The following is a 17,842-nucleotide window of genomic DNA, read 5'->3' on the forward strand; positions in this document are numbered from 1 at the left end:
GGGATCTCGCCGGTGCGTTACCATGATAGTATGAGATCCCGGCCTTCGCCGGGATGACGATGGAAGAAAAGCTGGCCGACGACCGCTAGCTGTCGTGTCCGGTCACTCGCTCCGTATCGGGGTGAGCGCCCCGGTGGCCAGCGAAGCCCTATGCCGCGAGCTGGGGGGTGAAGAGAAGGCTCTGGCTGATCGCGGCGCGGACCATGTTCTGGCGGAAGGGCTTGGAGATCAGGAAGGTCGGCTCGACCCGGTTGCCGGTGAGCAGCCGTTCGGGAAAGGCGGTGATGAAGATCGCCGGGACGGGGGCGATCGCCAAAATATCCTGTACCGCGTCGATCCCCGACGATCCGTCGGCAAGCTGGATGTCGGCGAGGACGAGGCCGGCCTCGGTGCGTTCGAACGCCGCAACCGCATCGTCGTGCGTCGTCGCGATCCCGGCAACCTCGTGGCCGAGTTCGCGGACGATCTGTTCCAGCTCCATCGCGATCAGCGGCTCGTCCTCGATAATCAGGACCGAGGTGCGCGATTCGCGGTCGAGATCGCCGACCGCTTCGGCGAGCAGCGTTTCGACGGTGGGGATGTCGGTGCCGGTGATCGCCGCGGCCTCGTCGGCCGAGAAGCCTTCGAGCGCGGTCAGCAGGAGGATCTGACGGCCGAGAGGGGTGATCCGGCGCAACCGGTCGTTCGCGGCGCGCAGCACCGGGTCGAGTTCGGCGTCGCTGCCTTCGCCGTCGTCGATATAGGCGCTTTCCCAGATGCGGTGGAAACTGCGGTAGAGGTCGATACGCGTATCGGGACAGGTGCGAAATTCCTGGGGCGCCGCGACAATGACTTCCAGCGTGGTGTGGACGAAATTGTCGCCATGTTGCTGACTGCCCGTGAGCGCGCGCGCATAGCGGCGCAGGAACGGCAGATGGCCACGGATTTCTTCGCCCAAGCTCATGCAGGAACCTCCCTCTTTGAACCGATCATACGCGCCCCGCGGGGGCGGGTTCCCGGATTGACGCAAAAAAGCCCCCCATTTTCTGCAACCACCACGCGCCTGATGCGTAGAGTCTGCCGGGACGCTACCGGATCGCCGCGTAAGTAGCAGAAAGATGGCCTTTTTCTTGCGCGCTCATTCACAAGCTTTTGCAGGGACCAGATTCATGGCACAGCGCCCCACCACGGCAATCGATGCGACGGCATCGAGCGAGGGCGCTTCGGAGAAGAGCGCGGCGGGAAAAGACGGAGGGCGGGCTTTGGCCGACGGGGGCGACGAAGGGGGTTCGAGGGAGATGCGCGAGCACGAACGCCGCCGGCTCGAGACGCTTCGCGAATACCGGATATTGGATACCGCCCCCGAACCGGCGTTCGACCGTGTCACCAAACTTGCAGCGGATTTGTTCGAGGCGCCGATCGCACTTGTTTCGCTGGTCGACGATTGCCGGCAATGGTTCAAATCCTCCTACGGCCTCGATGTGCCCGAAACGCCGCGCGAGATCAGCTTTTGCCAATATGTCGTGACCAGCGAGCAGGCGATGATCGTCGCCGATACGCTGGAGGACAGCCGTTTTCGCGGCAATCCGCTGGTCACCGGCGAACCGCTGATCCGCTTTTACGCCGGCGTGCCGCTACGCGCCTATAATGGCGCGGTGCTGGGGACTTTGTGCATCATCGACCGGCGGCCGCGCGCCGATTTTGCGGACCGCGAGCGCGAACGGCTCGAGGATCTGGCGGCGATCATCATGGCCGAGGCCGACCTGCGGCGCACCGTGATGGAGCGCGACGAGGCGCGGCACATGCTGGAACGCGCGCTCGACTTTTCGTGCATTGCGACCTGGCAGTTCGACGCGCGCACCGACGAGCTCAAATGGCGCGGCGCCACCACCGAGCTATGGGGCGCCGATTTCGAAACCGCATTGAGGACCGGCGAGGGGTTTTTCGCGCGCGTCCATCCCGAGGATCGCGACGCGGTGCGCCGCGTGCTCTATGCCTCTGTCGACAGCGGCGCGCCGTATTCGATGGAGTACCGCATCGACCATCCCGAACGCGGTGTGCGCTGGATCGCGGCGCGCGGGGACTGGGATGTGCGCCGCGACGATGCCATTCTGACCGGGATCAGCGCCGACATCACCGAACAGAAGAGCCGCCAGGAAAATGCGACGCTGTTGATGCGCGAGCTGCACCACCGGATGCGCAACCTGTTTGCAACGGTCGGCGCGATCATTTCGCTCACCAAAAATTCGGCGCGCGATGTCGACGATTATGTCGAGCGGATCAGCAGCCGGCTCGACGCGCTTAACCGTGCGCAGAACGTCCTGCTCGGCGCAAATTTCATGACCGGATCGATACACGCGCTGATGCGCGAGGTCGAAGCCGCCTTTCCGCGCGTGCGCTGGTCGGGCCCCGACCTGCTGCTGCCCGAAAATGCGCTGGTGGCGATGGCGCTGCTGTTCAACGAACTGGCAACCAATGCGGTCAAGCATGGCGCGTTGACCGGCGCGCGCGGGCAGGTCGATGTCAGCTGGAGCCAGGACCCCGAAGGCAGCGAGCCGCGCCTGTTCCGGCTCGACTGGACCGAAAGCGGCGGCGATGCGCCGATCGGTCCGCCCGATCGCACCAGCTTTGGCACGCTGCTGATGGAGCGCAGCGTCCGGAACAATCTGGGGGGCACGATTACGCGGCACTGGAACCCCGAGGGCCTGCGCGTCGAGATATCGCTGCCCGCCAAATGGCGCGAAGCCTGAAACGCGACGAGGCGATTTGTTCCTAAAATGTTCTCGTGTTAAACGGGTGGCATGTCGGGAAAATCGATTCTGCAAAAGCTCGCGATCCTCGCCGATGCGGCGAAATATGATGCCTCCTGCGCCTCCTCGGGAACGGTGCGGCGCGATTCGACCGCGACCAAGGGCATCGGTTCGACCGAAGGCATGGGCATATGCCACAGCTACGCGCCGGACGGCCGTTGCATTTCGCTGCTCAAGATACTGCTGACCAATTTCTGCGTTTATGACTGCCGCTTCTGCATCAACCGGGCGTCGAGCAATGTCGCGCGCGCGCGTTTCGATCCGCAGGAGGTCGTGCGGCTGACACTCGATTTCTACAAGCGCAACTATATCGAGGGGCTGTTCCTGTCGTCGGGGATCATCCGGTCCGAAGACTATACAATGGAGCAGCTGGTCGAGGTCGCGCGGCTGCTGCGCGAGGAGCATCGCTTTCAGGGCTATATCCATTTGAAGACGATCGCGGGCGCCGATCCCGCGCTGATCGCGCTTGCCGGCATCTATGCCGACCGGCTGTCGACCAATGTCGAACTGCCGACCGAGGCAGGACTGGCGAGCTTTGCGCCCGAAAAGAAGCCCGGCGTCATCCGCAAGACGATGGCATCGGTGCGCACGCGCGAGGCCGACGTCCTCGACGCCGCGAAGGGACGGCTGATCGGCAAGGCACCGCCGCCGCGCTTTGCGCCTGCCGGGCAATCGACGCAGATGATCGTCGGCGCCGACGGCGCGCGCGACGATGACATTCTGCACGCGGCGACCAACCTTTATTCGGGCTATAGGCTGCGCCGCGTCTATTATTCGGCCTATAGCCCCATTCCCGACGCGAGCAGCGACCTGCCCCCGGTGCGGCCGCCGCTGATGCGTGAGCACCGCCTGTATCAGGCCGACTGGCTGCTGCGCTTCTATGGCTTCGAGCGCGCCGAAATCATGGCGGGCGGGCGCGGCGGTATGCTCGACCTGGCGATCGATCCCAAGCTTGCGTGGGCGCTCCAGCGGCGCGAGAGCTTTCCCGTCGACATCAACCGGGCGCCGCGCGAACTGCTGCTCCGCGTGCCCGGTCTTGGCACGCGCGCGGTCGACCGCATCGTGGCGGCGCGGCGGCTGGGCAAGGTGCGGCTCGGCGACCTCGCCAAGCTGACGGCGTCGGTCAAAAAGCTGCTGCCCTTCATCGTCACACCCGACTGGCGGCCGGGCAAGCTCACCGACAGTGCCGACCTGCGCGCCCGCTTCGCGCCGCCCGCGGAACAACTGACGCTGGCGCTGTGAGGGAGGTCGTCCTCGAAACGCCCGGCGATTTCGGCGAATGGCGCCGCGCCGCGCGCAGCCTGTTGGCGGACGGGATTGCGCCCGAGGACATCAGCTGGCGCGGCGGCGGCGAGGGCGCATCGCTGTTCGGCGAGGCGGCAGCGGTGCTGCCGCCGTCCGGCGCGCTCAGCCTGCCGCGCGAGCTGGTTGCGATCGCCGAGCGGGTGATCTGTTACCGCGATGCCGCGGTGCCCGCACGTCTTTACCGCGTCCTTTGGCGCGCGTTGCAAGACCGTCGGCTGCTTGAACGGCGCACCGACGTCGATGTCGACTGGCTGATGAAGGCCGACAAGGCGATCCGCCGCGATGTGCACAAGATGCACGCCTTCGTGCGGTTCCGGCGGCTGGGCGAGGATGGCGAGCGCGAGCGCTTCGCCGCGTGGTTCGAGCCCGCGCACCGCATCCTGCGGCTGACCGCCCCCTTTTTCCAGCGTCGCTTCACCGGCATGGACTGGGCGATCGTAACCCCCGACGCGCGTGCGATCTGGGAGGACGAGGCGCTGCGTTACGGCCCCGGCGGGACGCGGGACGAAGTGCCGGAGAGCGATGTGGTCGAGGATCAGTGGCGCACCTATTATGGCGCGATTTTCAACCCCGCGCGCGTCAATATCGCCGCGATGCGCGCCGAAATGCCGAAAAAATATTGGCACAACCTGCCCGAGGCGCAGGATATTGCGCGGTTGCTGGCAGGCGCCGAGGCGCGCGTGGAACGGATGCGCGCGGTGGCCGTTTCGGCTGCGAATGCGCGAACGGAGAAATGGCGCAAACGCGTGACCGACGACGACGCCTCGACCGAAGCCCTTGATACGCTCGACGCGATCGCGCGCGCGCTCGATCGCTGCACGCGCTGTCCGCTCTATTGCGACGCGACGCAGGCGGTCGCGGGCGAGGGACCGGCGACGGCGCGGATCATGCTGGTCGGCGAACAGCCCGGCGATCAGGAGGATTTGCAGGGACGGCCCTTCGTCGGCCCGGCAGGGCAAGTGCTGAACGAAGCGCTCGACGAAGCGGGCATGGACCGACGGCGGCTGTTTCTGACCAACGCGGTCAAGCATTTCAAATTCGAACCGCGCGGCAAGCGAAGGCTGCACCAGAATCCGACGGCTGCCGAGATCGACCTGTGCCGCTGGTGGCTCGACAAGGAGCGCGCGCTGGTCCGGCCCGACGTGATCGTGACGCTGGGCGGCAGCGCCCTGCGCGGGGTGACGGGGCGAAGCGCGACGATCGCGTCGATGCGCGGGTCGGTGCATGAATTGGAGGGCGGGTCGAAGCTGATCGCGACGGTCCATCCGTCGTTCCTGCTCCGCCTGCCCGACCGCGAACGCGCGGCCAAGGAGCGCGACATGTTCGTCGCCGACCTGATCCGCGCGCGAAAGCTGGCCGCCTGATGCCCGGCGCTAGCTGGATCGAGCCGCACCCGAGCGGCATCTATGTGAAGCCCGCCGACTTGTGGATCGATCCGTCGCGCCCCGTTGCGCGCGCTGCGGTCACCCACGGCCACGCCGATCATGCGCGCAGCGGGCATGGAGCGGTCTTCGCGACGCCGGAGACGCTCGCGATCATGGCCCTGCGCTATGGCGTCGATGCCGAGGCGAGCCATAATCAGGCCTTTGCCTATGGCGACGGGTTCGAGCGCGGCGGGGTGCGGTTCAGCTTCCATCCCGCCGGCCATGTGCTCGGCAGCGCGCAGATATTGATGGAGTATCGCGGCGAGCGGATCGTCGTCACCGGCGATTACAAGCGCCGGGCCGACCCGACCTGCGCACCGTTCGAGGTGGTGCCGTGCGATATTTTCGTGACGGAGGCGACCTTTGGCCTGCCGGTGTTCCGGCACCCGCCGACTGGGGACGAGATCGCCAAGCTGATCGGCGCGGTGCGTGCCGAGCCCGACCGCGCGATACTCGTCGGCGCCTATGCGCTCGGCAAGGCGCAGCGGGTGATCGCCGAACTTCGCGGCGCGGGCTGGAATGCGCCGATCTATATTCACGGCGCGCTCGAACGGATGTGCGCGCTCTATGCTGCGCACGGCGTCGATCTGGGCGAATTGCGGCTGGTATCCGAAACCGACAAGGCGGCGATGGCGGGGCAGATCGTCATTGCCCCGCCGTCCGCGCTCAACGACCGCTGGTCGCGGCGGCTCCCCGATCCCGTCACCGCGATGGCGTCGGGCTGGATGCGGGTACGCCAGCGCGCGCGGCAACGGATGGTCGAACTGCCGCTCGTCATCTCCGACCATGCCGACTGGGACGAACTGACCGCGACGATCGCCGAAGTGAACCCCAAGGAGAGCTGGATCACCCACGGCAGCGAGGACGGCCTCTTGCGCTGGTGCGAACTCACCCAGCGCAAGGCGCGCGCGCTGCACCTCGTCGGCCGCGACCTGGAGGAGGAGGCGTGAAGCGCTTCGCCGCCCTGATCGACCGGCTGATCTACACGCGCTCGCGCAACAGCAAGCTGGCGCTGATCGTCGATTATCTGAAGCATACGCCCGATCCCGATCGCGGCTGGGCGCTTGCGGCGTTGACCGAGGCGCTCGACTTTCCGGCGGTGAAGGCGGGGACGGTGCGGACGCTGCTCGCGACGCGCCTGGATGAAGAGCTGTTCCGGCTGTCGCGGCATTTCGTCGGCGATACGGCGGAGACGGCGGCGCTGTTATGGCCTGATTCAGACAACCGGACAGAAACAATCCGCATCCCCGAGCGAAGCCGAGGGGCTCTTTCGAGCGCAGCGAGAATATCGGGCGTTGCGGCCTCGACTTCGCTCGGCATGGCCCCTCGGCTTCGCTCGGGGATGCGGGATTCGGACACTGCGCAATCTTCACTCTCGGTCTCCGAAGCCGTCGACGCGCTGGCCGCCGCCAGCCGCAGCGATGCGCCCGCGATCGTCGCCGCATTGCTCGACCGGCTCGACGCCGACGGGCGTTATGCGCTGCTCAAACTGGCTTTGGGCGGGATGCGCGTCGGGGTGTCGGCGCGGCTGGCGAAACAGGCGTTTGCACAGGCGTTCGGCGTGCCGGTCGACGATGTCGAGGAGCTGTGGCACGCGATCCCGCCGCCCTATGCGCCGCTGTTCGCCTGGGGTGAGGGACGGGCGCCGCGCCCCGACCTTGCGGACGTCGCCTTCTTTCGGCCCTTCATGCTGGCGCACCCGCTTGAGCAAGAGGCTATCGACCTTGCCGACTTCGCCGCCGAATGGAAATGGGACGGCATCCGCGTCCAGATCGTGCGTGCCGCCGGCGAGACGCGTATTTACAGCCGCGGCGGCGAGGAGATCAGCGGGGCGTTCCCCGAACTGGTCGCGGCCTTCGATCAGGAGGCGGTGATCGACGGCGAATTGCTCGTGCGCGGCGAGGTGCAGGGCGGGCCAGAAACACAGGGAGGGGCGGCGAGCTTCAACGCGCTGCAGCAGCGGCTCGGGCGCAAGACCGTGTCGAAAAAGATGCTCGCCGATTATCCAGCCTTCGTGCGCGTCTATGACCTGCTCGCCGTTGCCGGCGACGATCTGCGCGGGCTGCCGTGGACCGAGCGACGACGCCAGTTGGAGGCGTTCGTGCCGCGGCTGGCCGCCAGCCATTTCGACCTGTCGCCGCTCATCGCGGCCGAAGATTTCAGTGCACTCGCCGATCTGCGCGCCGGCGCGCGCGACGCCGCGATCGAAGGCGTGATGCTCAAGCGGCGCGATGCCCCCTATGTCGCCGGGCGGCGGGCGGGGCTGTGGTACAAATGGAAACGCGACCCGCTGACCGCCGATTGCGTGATGATGTATGCGCAGCGCGGGAACGGGCGCCGCGCCAGCTTCTATTCGGATTATACCTTCGGCTGCTGGACCGAGGCGGGCGAATTGCTGCCGGTGGGCAAGGCCTATTCGGGCTTCACCGACGCGGAGCTGAAGTGGCTCGACAAGTTCGTGCGCGACAACACGGTCGATCGCTTCGGCCCGGTGCGCGAGGTCGAAAAGACGCTGGTGCTCGAAGTTGCCTTCGATTCGATCCACGCATCGAAGCGGCACAAATCGGGGCTGGCGATGCGTTTCCCGCGCATCGCGCGCATCCGGCGCGACAAGCCGGCGGAGGAAGCCGACCGGATCGCGACGCTGCGCAGCATGGTGACGTAAAAATAACGCCAGAATTCGTCGTCACGGGGTTGCAACTCGCGTCAAACATACCGAGTTACACCCCCGAACACCAAAAAAGGAGACTGCCATGACAATCGCTTTTCCGCCGCTGCCATATGCCGAGGACGCGCTGGCGCCGCATATTTCGGCCGACACGCTCGCGACGCATCATGGCAAGCATCACAAGGCCTATGTCGACAAGACCAATGCCGCGATCGAAGGCACCGACCTCGCCGGCAAGAGCCTGGAAGAAATCATCCACCATGCCGAAGGGTCGGGCAACAAGGGGCTGTTCAACAACAGCGCCCAGTCGTGGAACCACGCTTTCTACTGGAACTGCCTGTCACCGACCAAGACCACCCCGTCGGGGGATCTCGCCGCCGCGATCGACCGCGACTTCGGGTCGCTGGACGATCTCAAGAAGAAGCTGAAGGACACGGCGGTCAACCATTTCGCCTCGGGCTGGGCGTGGCTGGTCGCCAAGGACGGCAAGCTGTCGGTCACCGACACGCATGACGCCGGCACCGAAGTGACCGCGGGGATCAAGCCGCTGCTCGTCATCGACGTGTGGGAACATGCCTATTACATCGACCGCAAGAACCTGCGCCCGGCCTACGTCGACGCGGTGGTCGACGAGCTGCTCAACTGGGATTTCGCCGCCGAGAATCTGGCGCGCGACGGCGCCTGGACCTATCCGGCGTAATTTCCCGTCAAAGAAAAGGCCGTGCGTCCCCGCGAAGGCGGGGACCCATCTCCGGTCGGTGCTATTTTTCGCCCACGGATGATGGACCCCCGCCTTCGCGGGGGGACACGGCTTTAGACGTCAAGGCATTGGCTTCTGTCATAAGACTATTTCCTCGCCTATAGGCGCGGCATGACGATCAGCCTCTTCGAACTTTTCAAAATCGGTGTCGGGCCATCGAGCTCGCATACCGTCGGACCGATGGTTGCGGCGCGGCGCTTCACCGTCTGGCTCGACGAACGCGGCCTGCTCGGCAAGGCGGCGCATGTCGAGGCCGATCTCTATGGCTCGCTTGCGCTGACGGGGAAGGGGCACGCGGCCGATACCGCAGTGGTTGCCGGGCTGGCGGGCGAAATCCCGGCCGAAACCAGCCTCGCTGCGATCAAGGCGCATTGGGACCGCGCCGAGAATGAGGGGTTTCTTTATCTGCTCGGCCGCCAGCGCGTCCGCTTTCAACCGGCGCGCGACCTGCATTTCCAGATGAAGCAGCGCCAGCCCTTTCATAGCAACGCCTTGAGCTTCACCGCGCGTGACGGCGATGGCGAGATACTGGCCAAGCGCATGTATTTCTCGATCGGCGGCGGTTTCGTCGTCGACGAGGAGGAGGCGGGGCGCAACAGCCGCGGCGCCGAGGACGAGGTGGCGCTGCCTTTCGCCTTCACCTCGGGCGCCGACCTCCTCAGCATGGGCGCGGCGTCGGGCAAGAGTTTTGCCGAAATGATGCTCGACAACGAGCTGGTGCACCGCAGCGTCGAGGAGGTCGAGGCCGGGCTCGACCAGATCGCCGCGGCGATGGACGGCTCGATCGATGCGGGTTGCTGCAGCACCGGAACGCTGCCCGGCGGACTGAAGGTCAAGCGCCGCGCGCCGCAGATCGCCGCCGACATCCGCGAACGGCACGAGGCGAACCTGTCCGATCCGATGGCGATGATGGACTGGATCAACCTGTGGGCGATGGCGGTGAACGAGGAAAATGCCGCGGGCGGCAAGGTCGTCACCGCGCCCACCAATGGCGCGGCGGGGATCATCCCGGCGGTGATCCGCTATTACCGGCGCAGCTATCGCGGCGACGCGGCGGGGGTGCGCACCTTCCTGCTCGCCGCTGGGGCGGTCGGGGCATTGTACAAGCGCAACGCCAGCATCTCGGGCGCCGAGGTCGGCTGCCAGGGCGAGGTCGGCGTCGCCTGTTCGATGGCGGCGGCGGGGCTGACCGCGGCGCTCGGCGGCACCAACGCGCAGGTCGAGAACGCCGCCGAAATCGGCATGGAGCACAACCTCGGCCTCACCTGCGACCCGATCGGCGGGCTGGTGCAGATCCCGTGCATCGAGCGCAACGCGATGGGCGCGATCAAGGCGATCGACGCCAGCCGCATCGCGATGATCGGCGACGGCACGCACGTCGTCAGCCTCGACACGGTGATCGCAACGATGCTGCAGACGGGGCGGGATATGCGCGATAAATATAAGGAAACGTCGAAGGGCGGGCTGGCGGTCAGCGTCGTGGAGTGTTGATGGCCTGATCCTCCCTGCCGCGACGCGGTGGGGAGGTGGCAGCGCGAAGCGCTGACGGAGGGGCAATGGCGTGACGTCGCGGCCCCTCCACCACCCTTCGGGCGGTCCCCCTCCCCACGGCCTCGCAGCAGGGAGGATCGGGAGTATCTTGCATTGCGACCCCATTTGTCTGATTGGGGCGGGCGAAAAGGAGATCGCCCCATGAAGACCCGTGCAGCCGTTGCCTTCGAAGCGAAGAAGCCGCTGGAGATTGTCGAACTCGACCTCGAAGGCCCGAAGGCGGGCGAGGTGCTGGTCGAGATCATGGCGACGGGCATCTGCCACACCGACGCCTATACGCTCGACGGTTTCGACAGCGAGGGGATCTTCCCGAGCGTGCTGGGGCATGAGGGCGCGGGCGTGGTGCGCGAGGTCGGCGTGGGCGTCACCAGCGTGAAGCCGGGCGACCATGTGATCCCGCTCTACACCCCCGAATGCCGCCAGTGCAAAAGCTGCCTGTCGGGCAAGACCAACCTCTGCACCGCGATCCGCGCCACGCAGGGCAAGGGGCTGATGCCCGACGGCACGACGCGCTTTTCGTACAAGGGCCAGCCGATCTTCCATTACATGGGCTGCTCGACTTTCTCGAACTTCACGGTGCTGCCCGAAATCGCGGTCGCGAAGATCCGCGAGGACGCGCCCTTCCAGTCGAGCTGCTACATAGGCTGCGGTGTGACCACCGGCGTCGGCGCGGTGATCAACACCGCGAAGGTGCAGGTCGGCGACAATGTCGTCGTCTTCGGTTTGGGCGGCATCGGGCTCAACGTGATCCAGGGCGCGCGGCTTGCCGGTGCGAACCAGATCATCGGTGTCGACATCAACCCCGATCGCGAAGAATGGGGCCGCAAGTTCGGCATGACCGATTTCCTCAATTCGAAGGGCATGAGCCGCGAGGATGTCGTCGCGGCGATCGTCGCGATGACCGACGGCGGCGCCGATTACACCTTCGACGCGACGGGCAACACCGAGGTGATGCGGATCGCACTCGAAGCCTGCCATCGCGGCTGGGGCACCTCGATCATCATCGGCGTCGCCGAGGCGGGCAAGGAGATCGCGACGCGGCCGTTCCAGCTCGTCACCGGCCGCAACTGGCGCGGCACGGCCTTCGGCGGCGCCAAGGGCCGCACCGACGTGCCCAAGATCGTCGACATGTATATGCAGGGCAAGATCGAGATCGACCCGATGATCACCCATGTCATGGGCCTCGAAGAGATCAACAAGGGGTTCGACCTGATGCATGCGGGGGAAAGCATCCGCAGCGTTGTCGTGTATTGACGCGGAAGGACGCGCAGCATGTTCAGCCATGTCACGCTCGGCGCCAACGATATTGCGGCGACCAAGCGCTTTTACGATGCGGCGCTTGGTGCGCTCGGCATCCCCGTCGGCCGCGTCGATGAGCGTGGCCGGTTGATCTACGCGCATGACGGCGGACGGCTCGTCATCACCAAGCCGGTGAATGGCGAAGCGGCGGCGTGCGGAAACGGCCATACGCTCGGCCTGCTCGCGGCCTCGCCCGAGGCGGTCGATGCGTGGCACGCCGCGGGCCTTGCCAATGGCGGGACGAGCGCCGAGGATCCGCCGGGCATTCGCAACGCGACCGAAGGCCGGGTGCTGTATCTGGCCTATCTGCGCGATCCGGCGGGCAACAAGCTGTGCGCATTCCACAAGATTTCGGGCTGACATGACGACCGAACGTCCGGCCGCTTTCGTCCTGACCTTCAGCTGCGTCGATGCGGTGGGCATCGTCGCGGCGGTGACGGGGCTGCTTGCCGAAACCGACGGCTTCATCCTCGACAGCCAGCAATATGCCGACCTCGATTCGGGGCGCTTTTTCATGCGCGTCGAATTTCGCGGCGCGGGGCCGCGCTTTCCGCAGACGCTGGACGCGGTGCGCGCGGCGTTCGCGCCGATCGTCGCGCGGTTCGCTATGGAGGCGCGGATCAGCGATGCCGGGGCCAAGCCGCGCTTCGTGATCGCCGTGTCGCAGGGCAGCCATTGCCTCAACGACCTGCTCCACCGCTGGTCGACGGGCAATCTGGCGATCGACATCGTCGGCGTGGTGTCCAACCACGAACATTTGCGCCGCCTGACCGAATGGCACGGCGTGCCCTTCCACTATCTGCCCGTCAGCGACGCGAACCGCGCCGAACAGGAAGCCGCGATGCTGGACGTCATGGCACACGGCGGCGCCGATTATCTGGTGCTCGCACGCTATATGCAGGTGCTTTCGGCCGATCTGTCGGCGCGGCTGTCGGGGCGCTGCATCAATATCCACCACAGTTTCCTGCCCGGCTTCAAGGGGGCCAAGCCCTATCATCGCGCGCACGAACGCGGGGTGAAGCTGATCGGTGCGACGGCGCATTTCGTGACGAGCGACCTCGACGAAGGCCCGATCATCGAGCAGGCGGTCGAGCGCGTCGATCATCGCGACGGGATCGAAGACCTGATCCGTATCGGCCGCGATGTCGAGGCGCAGGTGCTCGCGCGCGCGGTGCGCTGGGTCGCCGAACAGCGGGTGTTGATCGACGGACGCAAGACGGTGGTCTTCCGTTAGTCACGCGAACAGGATAAGTCCCGATTCGCAACCAAATCAGGAGGAGCCAAGGGCGATGTACAGTCACAATATGGTCGGATCGAACGACCTCGACGCATCGAAGAAATTCTATGACGCGACCTTTCAGGCGATCGGCGGCAAGCCGGGCATCGTCGACGACAAGGGGCGCCTCATCTATATGCACAATGGCGGACTGTTCCTCGTGACGGCACCGATCGACGGCCAGCCAGCGACTGCGGGCAATGGCTGCACCATCGGTTTCGCAATGGAAGGGCCCGAGCAGGCGAAGGCGTGGCATGACGCCGGCGTCGCCGCGGGCGGCACTTCGATCGAAGATCCGCCGGGCGTGCGCGAAGGCGGCTTCGGCAGCCTGTACCTCGCTTATCTCCGCGATCCGTCGGGCAACAAGCTGTGCGCGCTGCACCGCGTCGTCTGACTTTCTGAGGGCTTATGCGCGGTGAGGCGGGATTGCTGGCGGATCTGGATGCGCTCGCCATCCCCTTCATCGCGCACGAGCATGTCGCGGTGTTCACCGTCGCCGAAAGCGACACGGTGAATGCCGCGATTCCCGGCGCGCACACCAAAAATCTGTTCCTGAAGGACGCGGGCGGGGCCTTCTGGCTCGTCACCGTGCCGGGCGAAGCGCGCGTCGACCTGAAAACGCTGCCCGCCGCGATCGGATGCAAGCGCGTGAGCTTCGGCAAGGCCGACGACATGCAGCGGCTGCTCGGCATCGCCCCGGGATCGGTGACGCCGCTTGCCGCGATCAACGCCGCACCGGGAAGCATCACGGTGGTGCTCGATGCCGGGCTTGCGGCTGCGGAGCGCGTCAACGTCCATCCGCTGCGCAACACCGGAACCATCGGCCTTGCGGGCGCAACGATCCTCGACCTCTTGCGTCATTGGGGGCATGAGCCGTTGATCGCTTCCATACCCGTGCAGGACAATCCATGACCCTCGAAACGCTATCGACCAATCGCAGCCATGGCGGCACGCAGGGCGTCTATCGCCATGCCAGCGACACCACCGGCACCGACATGACCTTTGCGGTGTTCGTTCCCGATCATGCGCCGGGCGCGAAGCTGCCGGTGCTGTGGTATCTGTCGGGGCTGACCTGCACCCATGCCAATGTGATGGAAAAGGGCGAATATCGCGCCGCCTGCGCGCAGCACGGCATCATCTTCATCGCTCCCGACACGAGCCCGCGCGGAGAGGGCGTGCCCGACGACCCCGAAGGCGCATGGGATTTCGGACTCGGCGCCGGCTTCTATGTGGATGCGACCGAGGCGCCATGGGCAAAGAATTACCGCATGCGCTCCTATATCGAGGATGAACTCCCGTCGGTAGTACTGCGCAATTTCCCGATGGCCGACATGACGCGGCAGGGGATCAGCGGTCATTCGATGGGTGGTCATGGCGCGCTGACCGTGGCGCTGCGCACGCCCGACCGCTTCCGCTCGGTCTCGGCCTTTTCGCCGATCGTCGCGCCGCTGCAATGCCCATGGGGCGAAAAGGCGCTGTCGAACTACCTCGGCGCCGATCGCGAGCCGTGGAGTCACTATGACGCCTGCGCGCTGATCGAAGGCGGCGCGCGCGTTGCCGACCTGCTCGTCGATCAGGGAGAGGCGGACAGCTTCCTCGAAGATCAGCTCAAGACGCATCTGCTGGTCGAGGCGTGCGAGAAGGCGGGGCAGAAAGCAGAAATCCGCATGCAGCCGGGCTATGACCACAGCTATTATTTCATCTCGACCTTCATGGCCGAGCATGTCGCCTGGCACGCGGAGCGGTTGAAGGCTTAGTTGCTCCCCTCCCGCCTGCGGGAGGGGAAGGGTCAAGGAAGCAGCAGCGTCGATCCCGTGGTCCGTCCCGCTTCCAGATCTTCGTGTGCGCGAGCCGCATCGCGGAGCGGGTAGCGCTGACCGATGGTGATCGCGACCGCGCCGTTTTCGATCATCTCGAACACGCGCGCGGCGCCGGCGGCGCGTTCGCCGGGATCGAGATAATAGTCGAACAAGGTCGGGCGCGTGACGAACTGCGATCCGTGCTGCGCCAGGATGCCGAGATTGACGCCGGTCACCGGCCCGCCGGCATTGCCGTAGCTGACGATCAGCCCGCGCCGCGCGGTGGCCTTGAGCGAGGTCGCCCAGGTCGCCATGCCGATGCCGTCGAAAGTGACGGGAACGCCTTGGCCGTCGGTGATTTCGCGGACGTGCGCGGCGACATCTTCGTCCCGGTAGCGGATGACATGGTCGGCGCCGGCGTCGCGCGCGGCCTGTTCCTTGGCTGCGGTGCTGACGGTGCCGATCACGGTGGCGCCGACGGCTTTCAGCCATTGGACGAGGATCAGGCCAACACCGCCGGCGGCGGCGTGGACGAGCACCGGCCAGCCCGCCTCGACCTTGGCGCAGCGTTCGACGAGCGCTTCGACCGTGCAGGCCTTGAGCAGCGCGGCGGCCGCGGTCTCGTCGTCGATCGCCGCGGGCAGCTTGAACAGCGCGGCTGCGGGGACGAGCCGCGCGGTCGCATAGGCCGTGCGGCGGGGGCCGAAGGTCGCGACGCGGTCGCCGGGCTTCAGCCCGTGGACGTCGGCACCGATCGCCACGATCTCGCCCGCCGCCTCGAGCCCCAGACCGCCAGGAAGGTCGACCGGGTAGGTGCCGTCGCGATGATAGGCGTCGATATAATTGAGCCCGACCGCAGTCTGGCGGACCAGCACCTCGCCCGGGCCGGGGGCGCCCAGCGTGACGCTGCGCCACTGGATGACGTCGGGTCCGCCCTGCTTCTCGATAAAGGCTTCAACCGCTTCCATACGTCCTCTCCTGCTGTTCGCCCGATTTGGGACGGCGGCGGAGAGGGCGCAAGGGCTCTACGCCTTAATATTTCCCGGTCTTGCGCGGGTTGCGCTGGCCGTAGGGTTTGGGCTTGTAACGGTCTGTGCCGCCGCCGGGGGCGCCGGGGCCGCGCGGTTTGCGCGGACCGTCGCCGCGCGGGCCGTCGTGGCGCGGGCCAGCGTCGCGGCGCCCGCCCTTATGGGGGCGCGTGTCGCGGCGCGGCGGATAGGTGCTGCCTTCGGGCGCCGGGGTGATGGCGACGCCGCTATCGTCTTCGCCATCCTTGTTCGCGGTGCGCGACACGGCTTCGGCGAAGCGATCGGCGATCGCGAGCGGGATGTTGAACAGCGTTTCGTTGGGGCCGATGCGGATCGCGCCGATTTCGTGCTTGGTCACATGGCCGCGGCGACAGAGCAGCGGCAGGATCCAGCGCGGATCGGCGTTCTGGCGGCGGCCGATGTTGAGCCGGAACCAGACGCTGTCGTCGAACTGTTCGCGGTCCGCCCCACGATCGGCGCGCTCGAGACGCTCACCGCGTTCGGGGCGCTCGCCGCGCGGGCGCGGGCCGTTATCGATCAGATCCTCGGGCGGCGGCATCGTCGCGCGGTGCGCGCGGACGAGCGCGGCGGCGATGTCTTCTGCGCTGCGCTCCGCGAGCAGGCGCTGGCCGAGTTCGATGTCATCAGCCTCATGTTCGACCGGCGCGAGCAGCGCCTCGATCAGCCGTTCCTTGTCGCGCGCGCGCACGTCGGTCGCCGTCGGCGCGTTCATCCATTGAGCGTCGATCTTCGCACCGCGCAGCATACCGTCGACGCGGCGGCGGCGCGGATAGGGGACGATGAGCACGGCGGTGCCCTTTTTCCCCGCGCGACCGGTGCGGCCCGAGCGGTGCTGAAGCGTTTCGGCATCGCGCGGGATTTCAACGTGAATGACGAGGCTGAGGCTCGGCAGGTCGATACCGCGCGCGGCGACGTCGGTCGCGACGCAGACGCGTGCGCGGCGGTCGCGCAGTGCCTGCAGCGCGTGGTTGCGTTCGGACTGGCTGTGCTCGCCCGACAGCGCCACCGCCGCGAAGCCGCGTTCGAGGAGGCTGGCGTGGAGGCGGCGGACATTGTCGCGCGTGGCGCAGAACAGCATTGCCGTGTCGGCCTCGTGCAACCGCAGCAAATTGACGACCGCGCCCTCGATATCGGCGGGGGCGACGGTGACGACCTGATAGGCGATGTCGCCATGGCCGCGATCTTCGCCGACGGTCGAGATGCGCAGCGCGTCGCGTTGATAATGTTTGGCAAGCTGGGCGATCGGCTTGGGGATCGTCGCCGAAAAGAGCAAAGTGCGGCGCGTTTCGGGGGTCGCGTCGAGGATTTCCTCAAGGTCTTCGCGAAAGCCCATGTCGAGCATTTCGTCGGCCTCGTCGAGCACGGCGACGCGCAGCGATTCCAGGTCGAGAGCGCCGCGTTCGAGATGGTCGCGCAGGCGGCCGGGGGTACCGACGACGATGTGCACGCCCTGGCTGAGCATCCGGCGCTCGCGGCTTGCATCCATGCCGCCGACGCAGGTCGCGATGCGCGCGCCGGCCTTCGCGTAGAGCCAGCTCAGTTCGCGGCTGACCTGCAACGCGAGTTCGCGCGTCGGTGCGATGATCAGCGCCAGTGGCGCGGCCGCGAAGGGCAGGCGCCCATCCTCGAGCAATTCGCCGGCCATGGCGAGACCAAAGGCAACGGTCTTGCCCGATCCGGTCTGTGCCGAGACGAGCAGGTCGCGGCCGACAGCTTCGGCTTCGACGACGTGGGTCTGGACGGGGGTGAGTCCTTCATAGCCGCGCGCGGCAAGGGCGTCCGCAAGGACGGGCGAGAGATTTTCAAAAGGCATTTTATTCTTCTTATCCTGTGCAGCAAAGGCGCCGCTGTTTGGTCCTCGCTGCCCAGTCTGCGTCCCGGGGTCTGTCGCCCGCGATCGAAACACTGGTCATGGATGCCGA

Annotated in this window: 16 protein-coding genes; 13 read left to right on the forward strand and 3 right to left on the reverse strand. The window is 66.5% G+C overall.

Annotated features, from left to right (window positions below):
- Positions 1 to 148 precede the first annotated feature (148 nt).
- Positions 149 to 943, reverse strand: coding sequence for a response regulator (locus EBMC1_RS17150; RefSeq protein ID WP_003052571.1), 795 nt, complete (start codon positions 941 to 943; stop codon positions 149 to 151).
- Between the two features lie 334 nt (positions 944 to 1,277).
- Here EBMC1_RS17150 and EBMC1_RS17155 point away from each other — a divergent pair, with 334 nt between their 5' ends.
- The 13 genes from EBMC1_RS17155 (at position 1,278) to fghA (ending at position 14,829) form a co-directional block, all read left to right on the forward strand.
- Entirely contained in the window at positions 1,278 to 2,729 is a 1,452-nt protein-coding gene (locus tag EBMC1_RS17155) for a GAF domain-containing protein (RefSeq protein WP_003052574.1), read from the forward strand.
- A 51-nt stretch (positions 2,730 to 2,780) separates the two neighbouring features.
- The gene (locus tag EBMC1_RS17160; protein WP_003052577.1) at positions 2,781 to 4,031 is read left to right on the forward strand and encodes a putative DNA modification/repair radical SAM protein; all 1,251 of its coding nucleotides are present in this window, start codon (positions 2,781 to 2,783) and stop codon (positions 4,029 to 4,031) included.
- Positions 4,028 to 5,458, forward strand: a complete 1,431-nt coding sequence (locus tag EBMC1_RS17165) for a UdgX family uracil-DNA binding protein (RefSeq protein WP_003052579.1) — start codon at positions 4,028 to 4,030, stop codon at positions 5,456 to 5,458. The genes EBMC1_RS17160 and EBMC1_RS17165 overlap by 4 nt, the downstream gene beginning before the upstream one ends.
- On the forward strand, positions 5,458 to 6,468 hold the full coding sequence (locus EBMC1_RS17170; protein ID WP_003052581.1) for a ligase-associated DNA damage response exonuclease: 1,011 nt from the start codon (positions 5,458 to 5,460) through the stop codon (positions 6,466 to 6,468). Before EBMC1_RS17165 ends, EBMC1_RS17170 begins: the two co-directional genes overlap by 1 nt.
- The gene (locus tag EBMC1_RS17175; RefSeq protein WP_003052584.1) at positions 6,465 to 8,183 is read left to right on the forward strand and encodes a cisplatin damage response ATP-dependent DNA ligase; all 1,719 of its coding nucleotides are present in this window, start codon (positions 6,465 to 6,467) and stop codon (positions 8,181 to 8,183) included. Before EBMC1_RS17170 ends, EBMC1_RS17175 begins: the two co-directional genes overlap by 4 nt.
- Before the next feature lie 88 nt (positions 8,184 to 8,271).
- Positions 8,272 to 8,886: a superoxide dismutase gene (locus tag EBMC1_RS17180; protein ID WP_003052586.1), complete on the forward strand. Its 615-nt coding sequence runs from the start codon at positions 8,272 to 8,274 to the stop codon at positions 8,884 to 8,886.
- A gap of 171 nt (positions 8,887 to 9,057) precedes the next feature.
- Positions 9,058 to 10,437, forward strand: coding sequence for an L-serine ammonia-lyase (locus EBMC1_RS17185; protein WP_003052589.1), 1,380 nt, complete (start codon positions 9,058 to 9,060; stop codon positions 10,435 to 10,437).
- A gap of 201 nt (positions 10,438 to 10,638) precedes the next feature.
- Entirely contained in the window at positions 10,639 to 11,751 is a 1,113-nt protein-coding gene (locus tag EBMC1_RS17190; RefSeq protein WP_003052592.1) for an S-(hydroxymethyl)glutathione dehydrogenase/class III alcohol dehydrogenase, read from the forward strand.
- A gap of 18 nt (positions 11,752 to 11,769) precedes the next feature.
- On the forward strand, positions 11,770 to 12,156 hold the full coding sequence (locus EBMC1_RS17195; protein ID WP_003052594.1) for a VOC family protein: 387 nt from the start codon (positions 11,770 to 11,772) through the stop codon (positions 12,154 to 12,156).
- Position 12,157: 1 nt separating this feature from the next.
- Entirely contained in the window at positions 12,158 to 13,030 is an 873-nt protein-coding gene (gene purU, locus EBMC1_RS17200) for a formyltetrahydrofolate deformylase (protein ID WP_003052597.1), read from the forward strand.
- Between the two features lie 55 nt (positions 13,031 to 13,085).
- On the forward strand, positions 13,086 to 13,466 hold the full coding sequence (locus EBMC1_RS17205; RefSeq protein WP_003052600.1) for a VOC family protein: 381 nt from the start codon (positions 13,086 to 13,088) through the stop codon (positions 13,464 to 13,466).
- A gap of 14 nt (positions 13,467 to 13,480) precedes the next feature.
- Positions 13,481 to 13,984, forward strand: a complete 504-nt coding sequence (locus tag EBMC1_RS17210; RefSeq protein ID WP_003052603.1) for a prolyl-tRNA synthetase associated domain-containing protein — start codon at positions 13,481 to 13,483, stop codon at positions 13,982 to 13,984.
- Complete coding sequence (gene fghA / locus EBMC1_RS17215) at positions 13,981 to 14,829, forward strand: S-formylglutathione hydrolase (RefSeq protein ID WP_003052606.1); 849 nt, start codon at positions 13,981 to 13,983, stop codon at positions 14,827 to 14,829. The genes EBMC1_RS17210 and fghA overlap by 4 nt, the downstream gene beginning before the upstream one ends.
- Positions 14,830 to 14,861: 32 nt before the next feature.
- On the opposite strand, the gene EBMC1_RS17220 is transcribed toward fghA, so the two are convergent.
- Positions 14,862 to 15,839, reverse strand: a complete 978-nt coding sequence (locus tag EBMC1_RS17220; protein WP_003052611.1) for a quinone oxidoreductase family protein — start codon at positions 15,837 to 15,839, stop codon at positions 14,862 to 14,864.
- Between the two features lie 64 nt (positions 15,840 to 15,903).
- Positions 15,904 to 17,733, reverse strand: a complete 1,830-nt coding sequence (locus tag EBMC1_RS17225) for a DEAD/DEAH box helicase (RefSeq protein ID WP_003052614.1) — start codon at positions 17,731 to 17,733, stop codon at positions 15,904 to 15,906.
- Positions 17,734 to 17,842 lie beyond the last annotated feature (109 nt).

The organism is Sphingopyxis sp. MC1, assembly GCF_000371385.1.
Taxonomy (GTDB): Bacteria; Pseudomonadota; Alphaproteobacteria; order Sphingomonadales; family Sphingomonadaceae; genus Sphingopyxis; species Sphingopyxis terrae.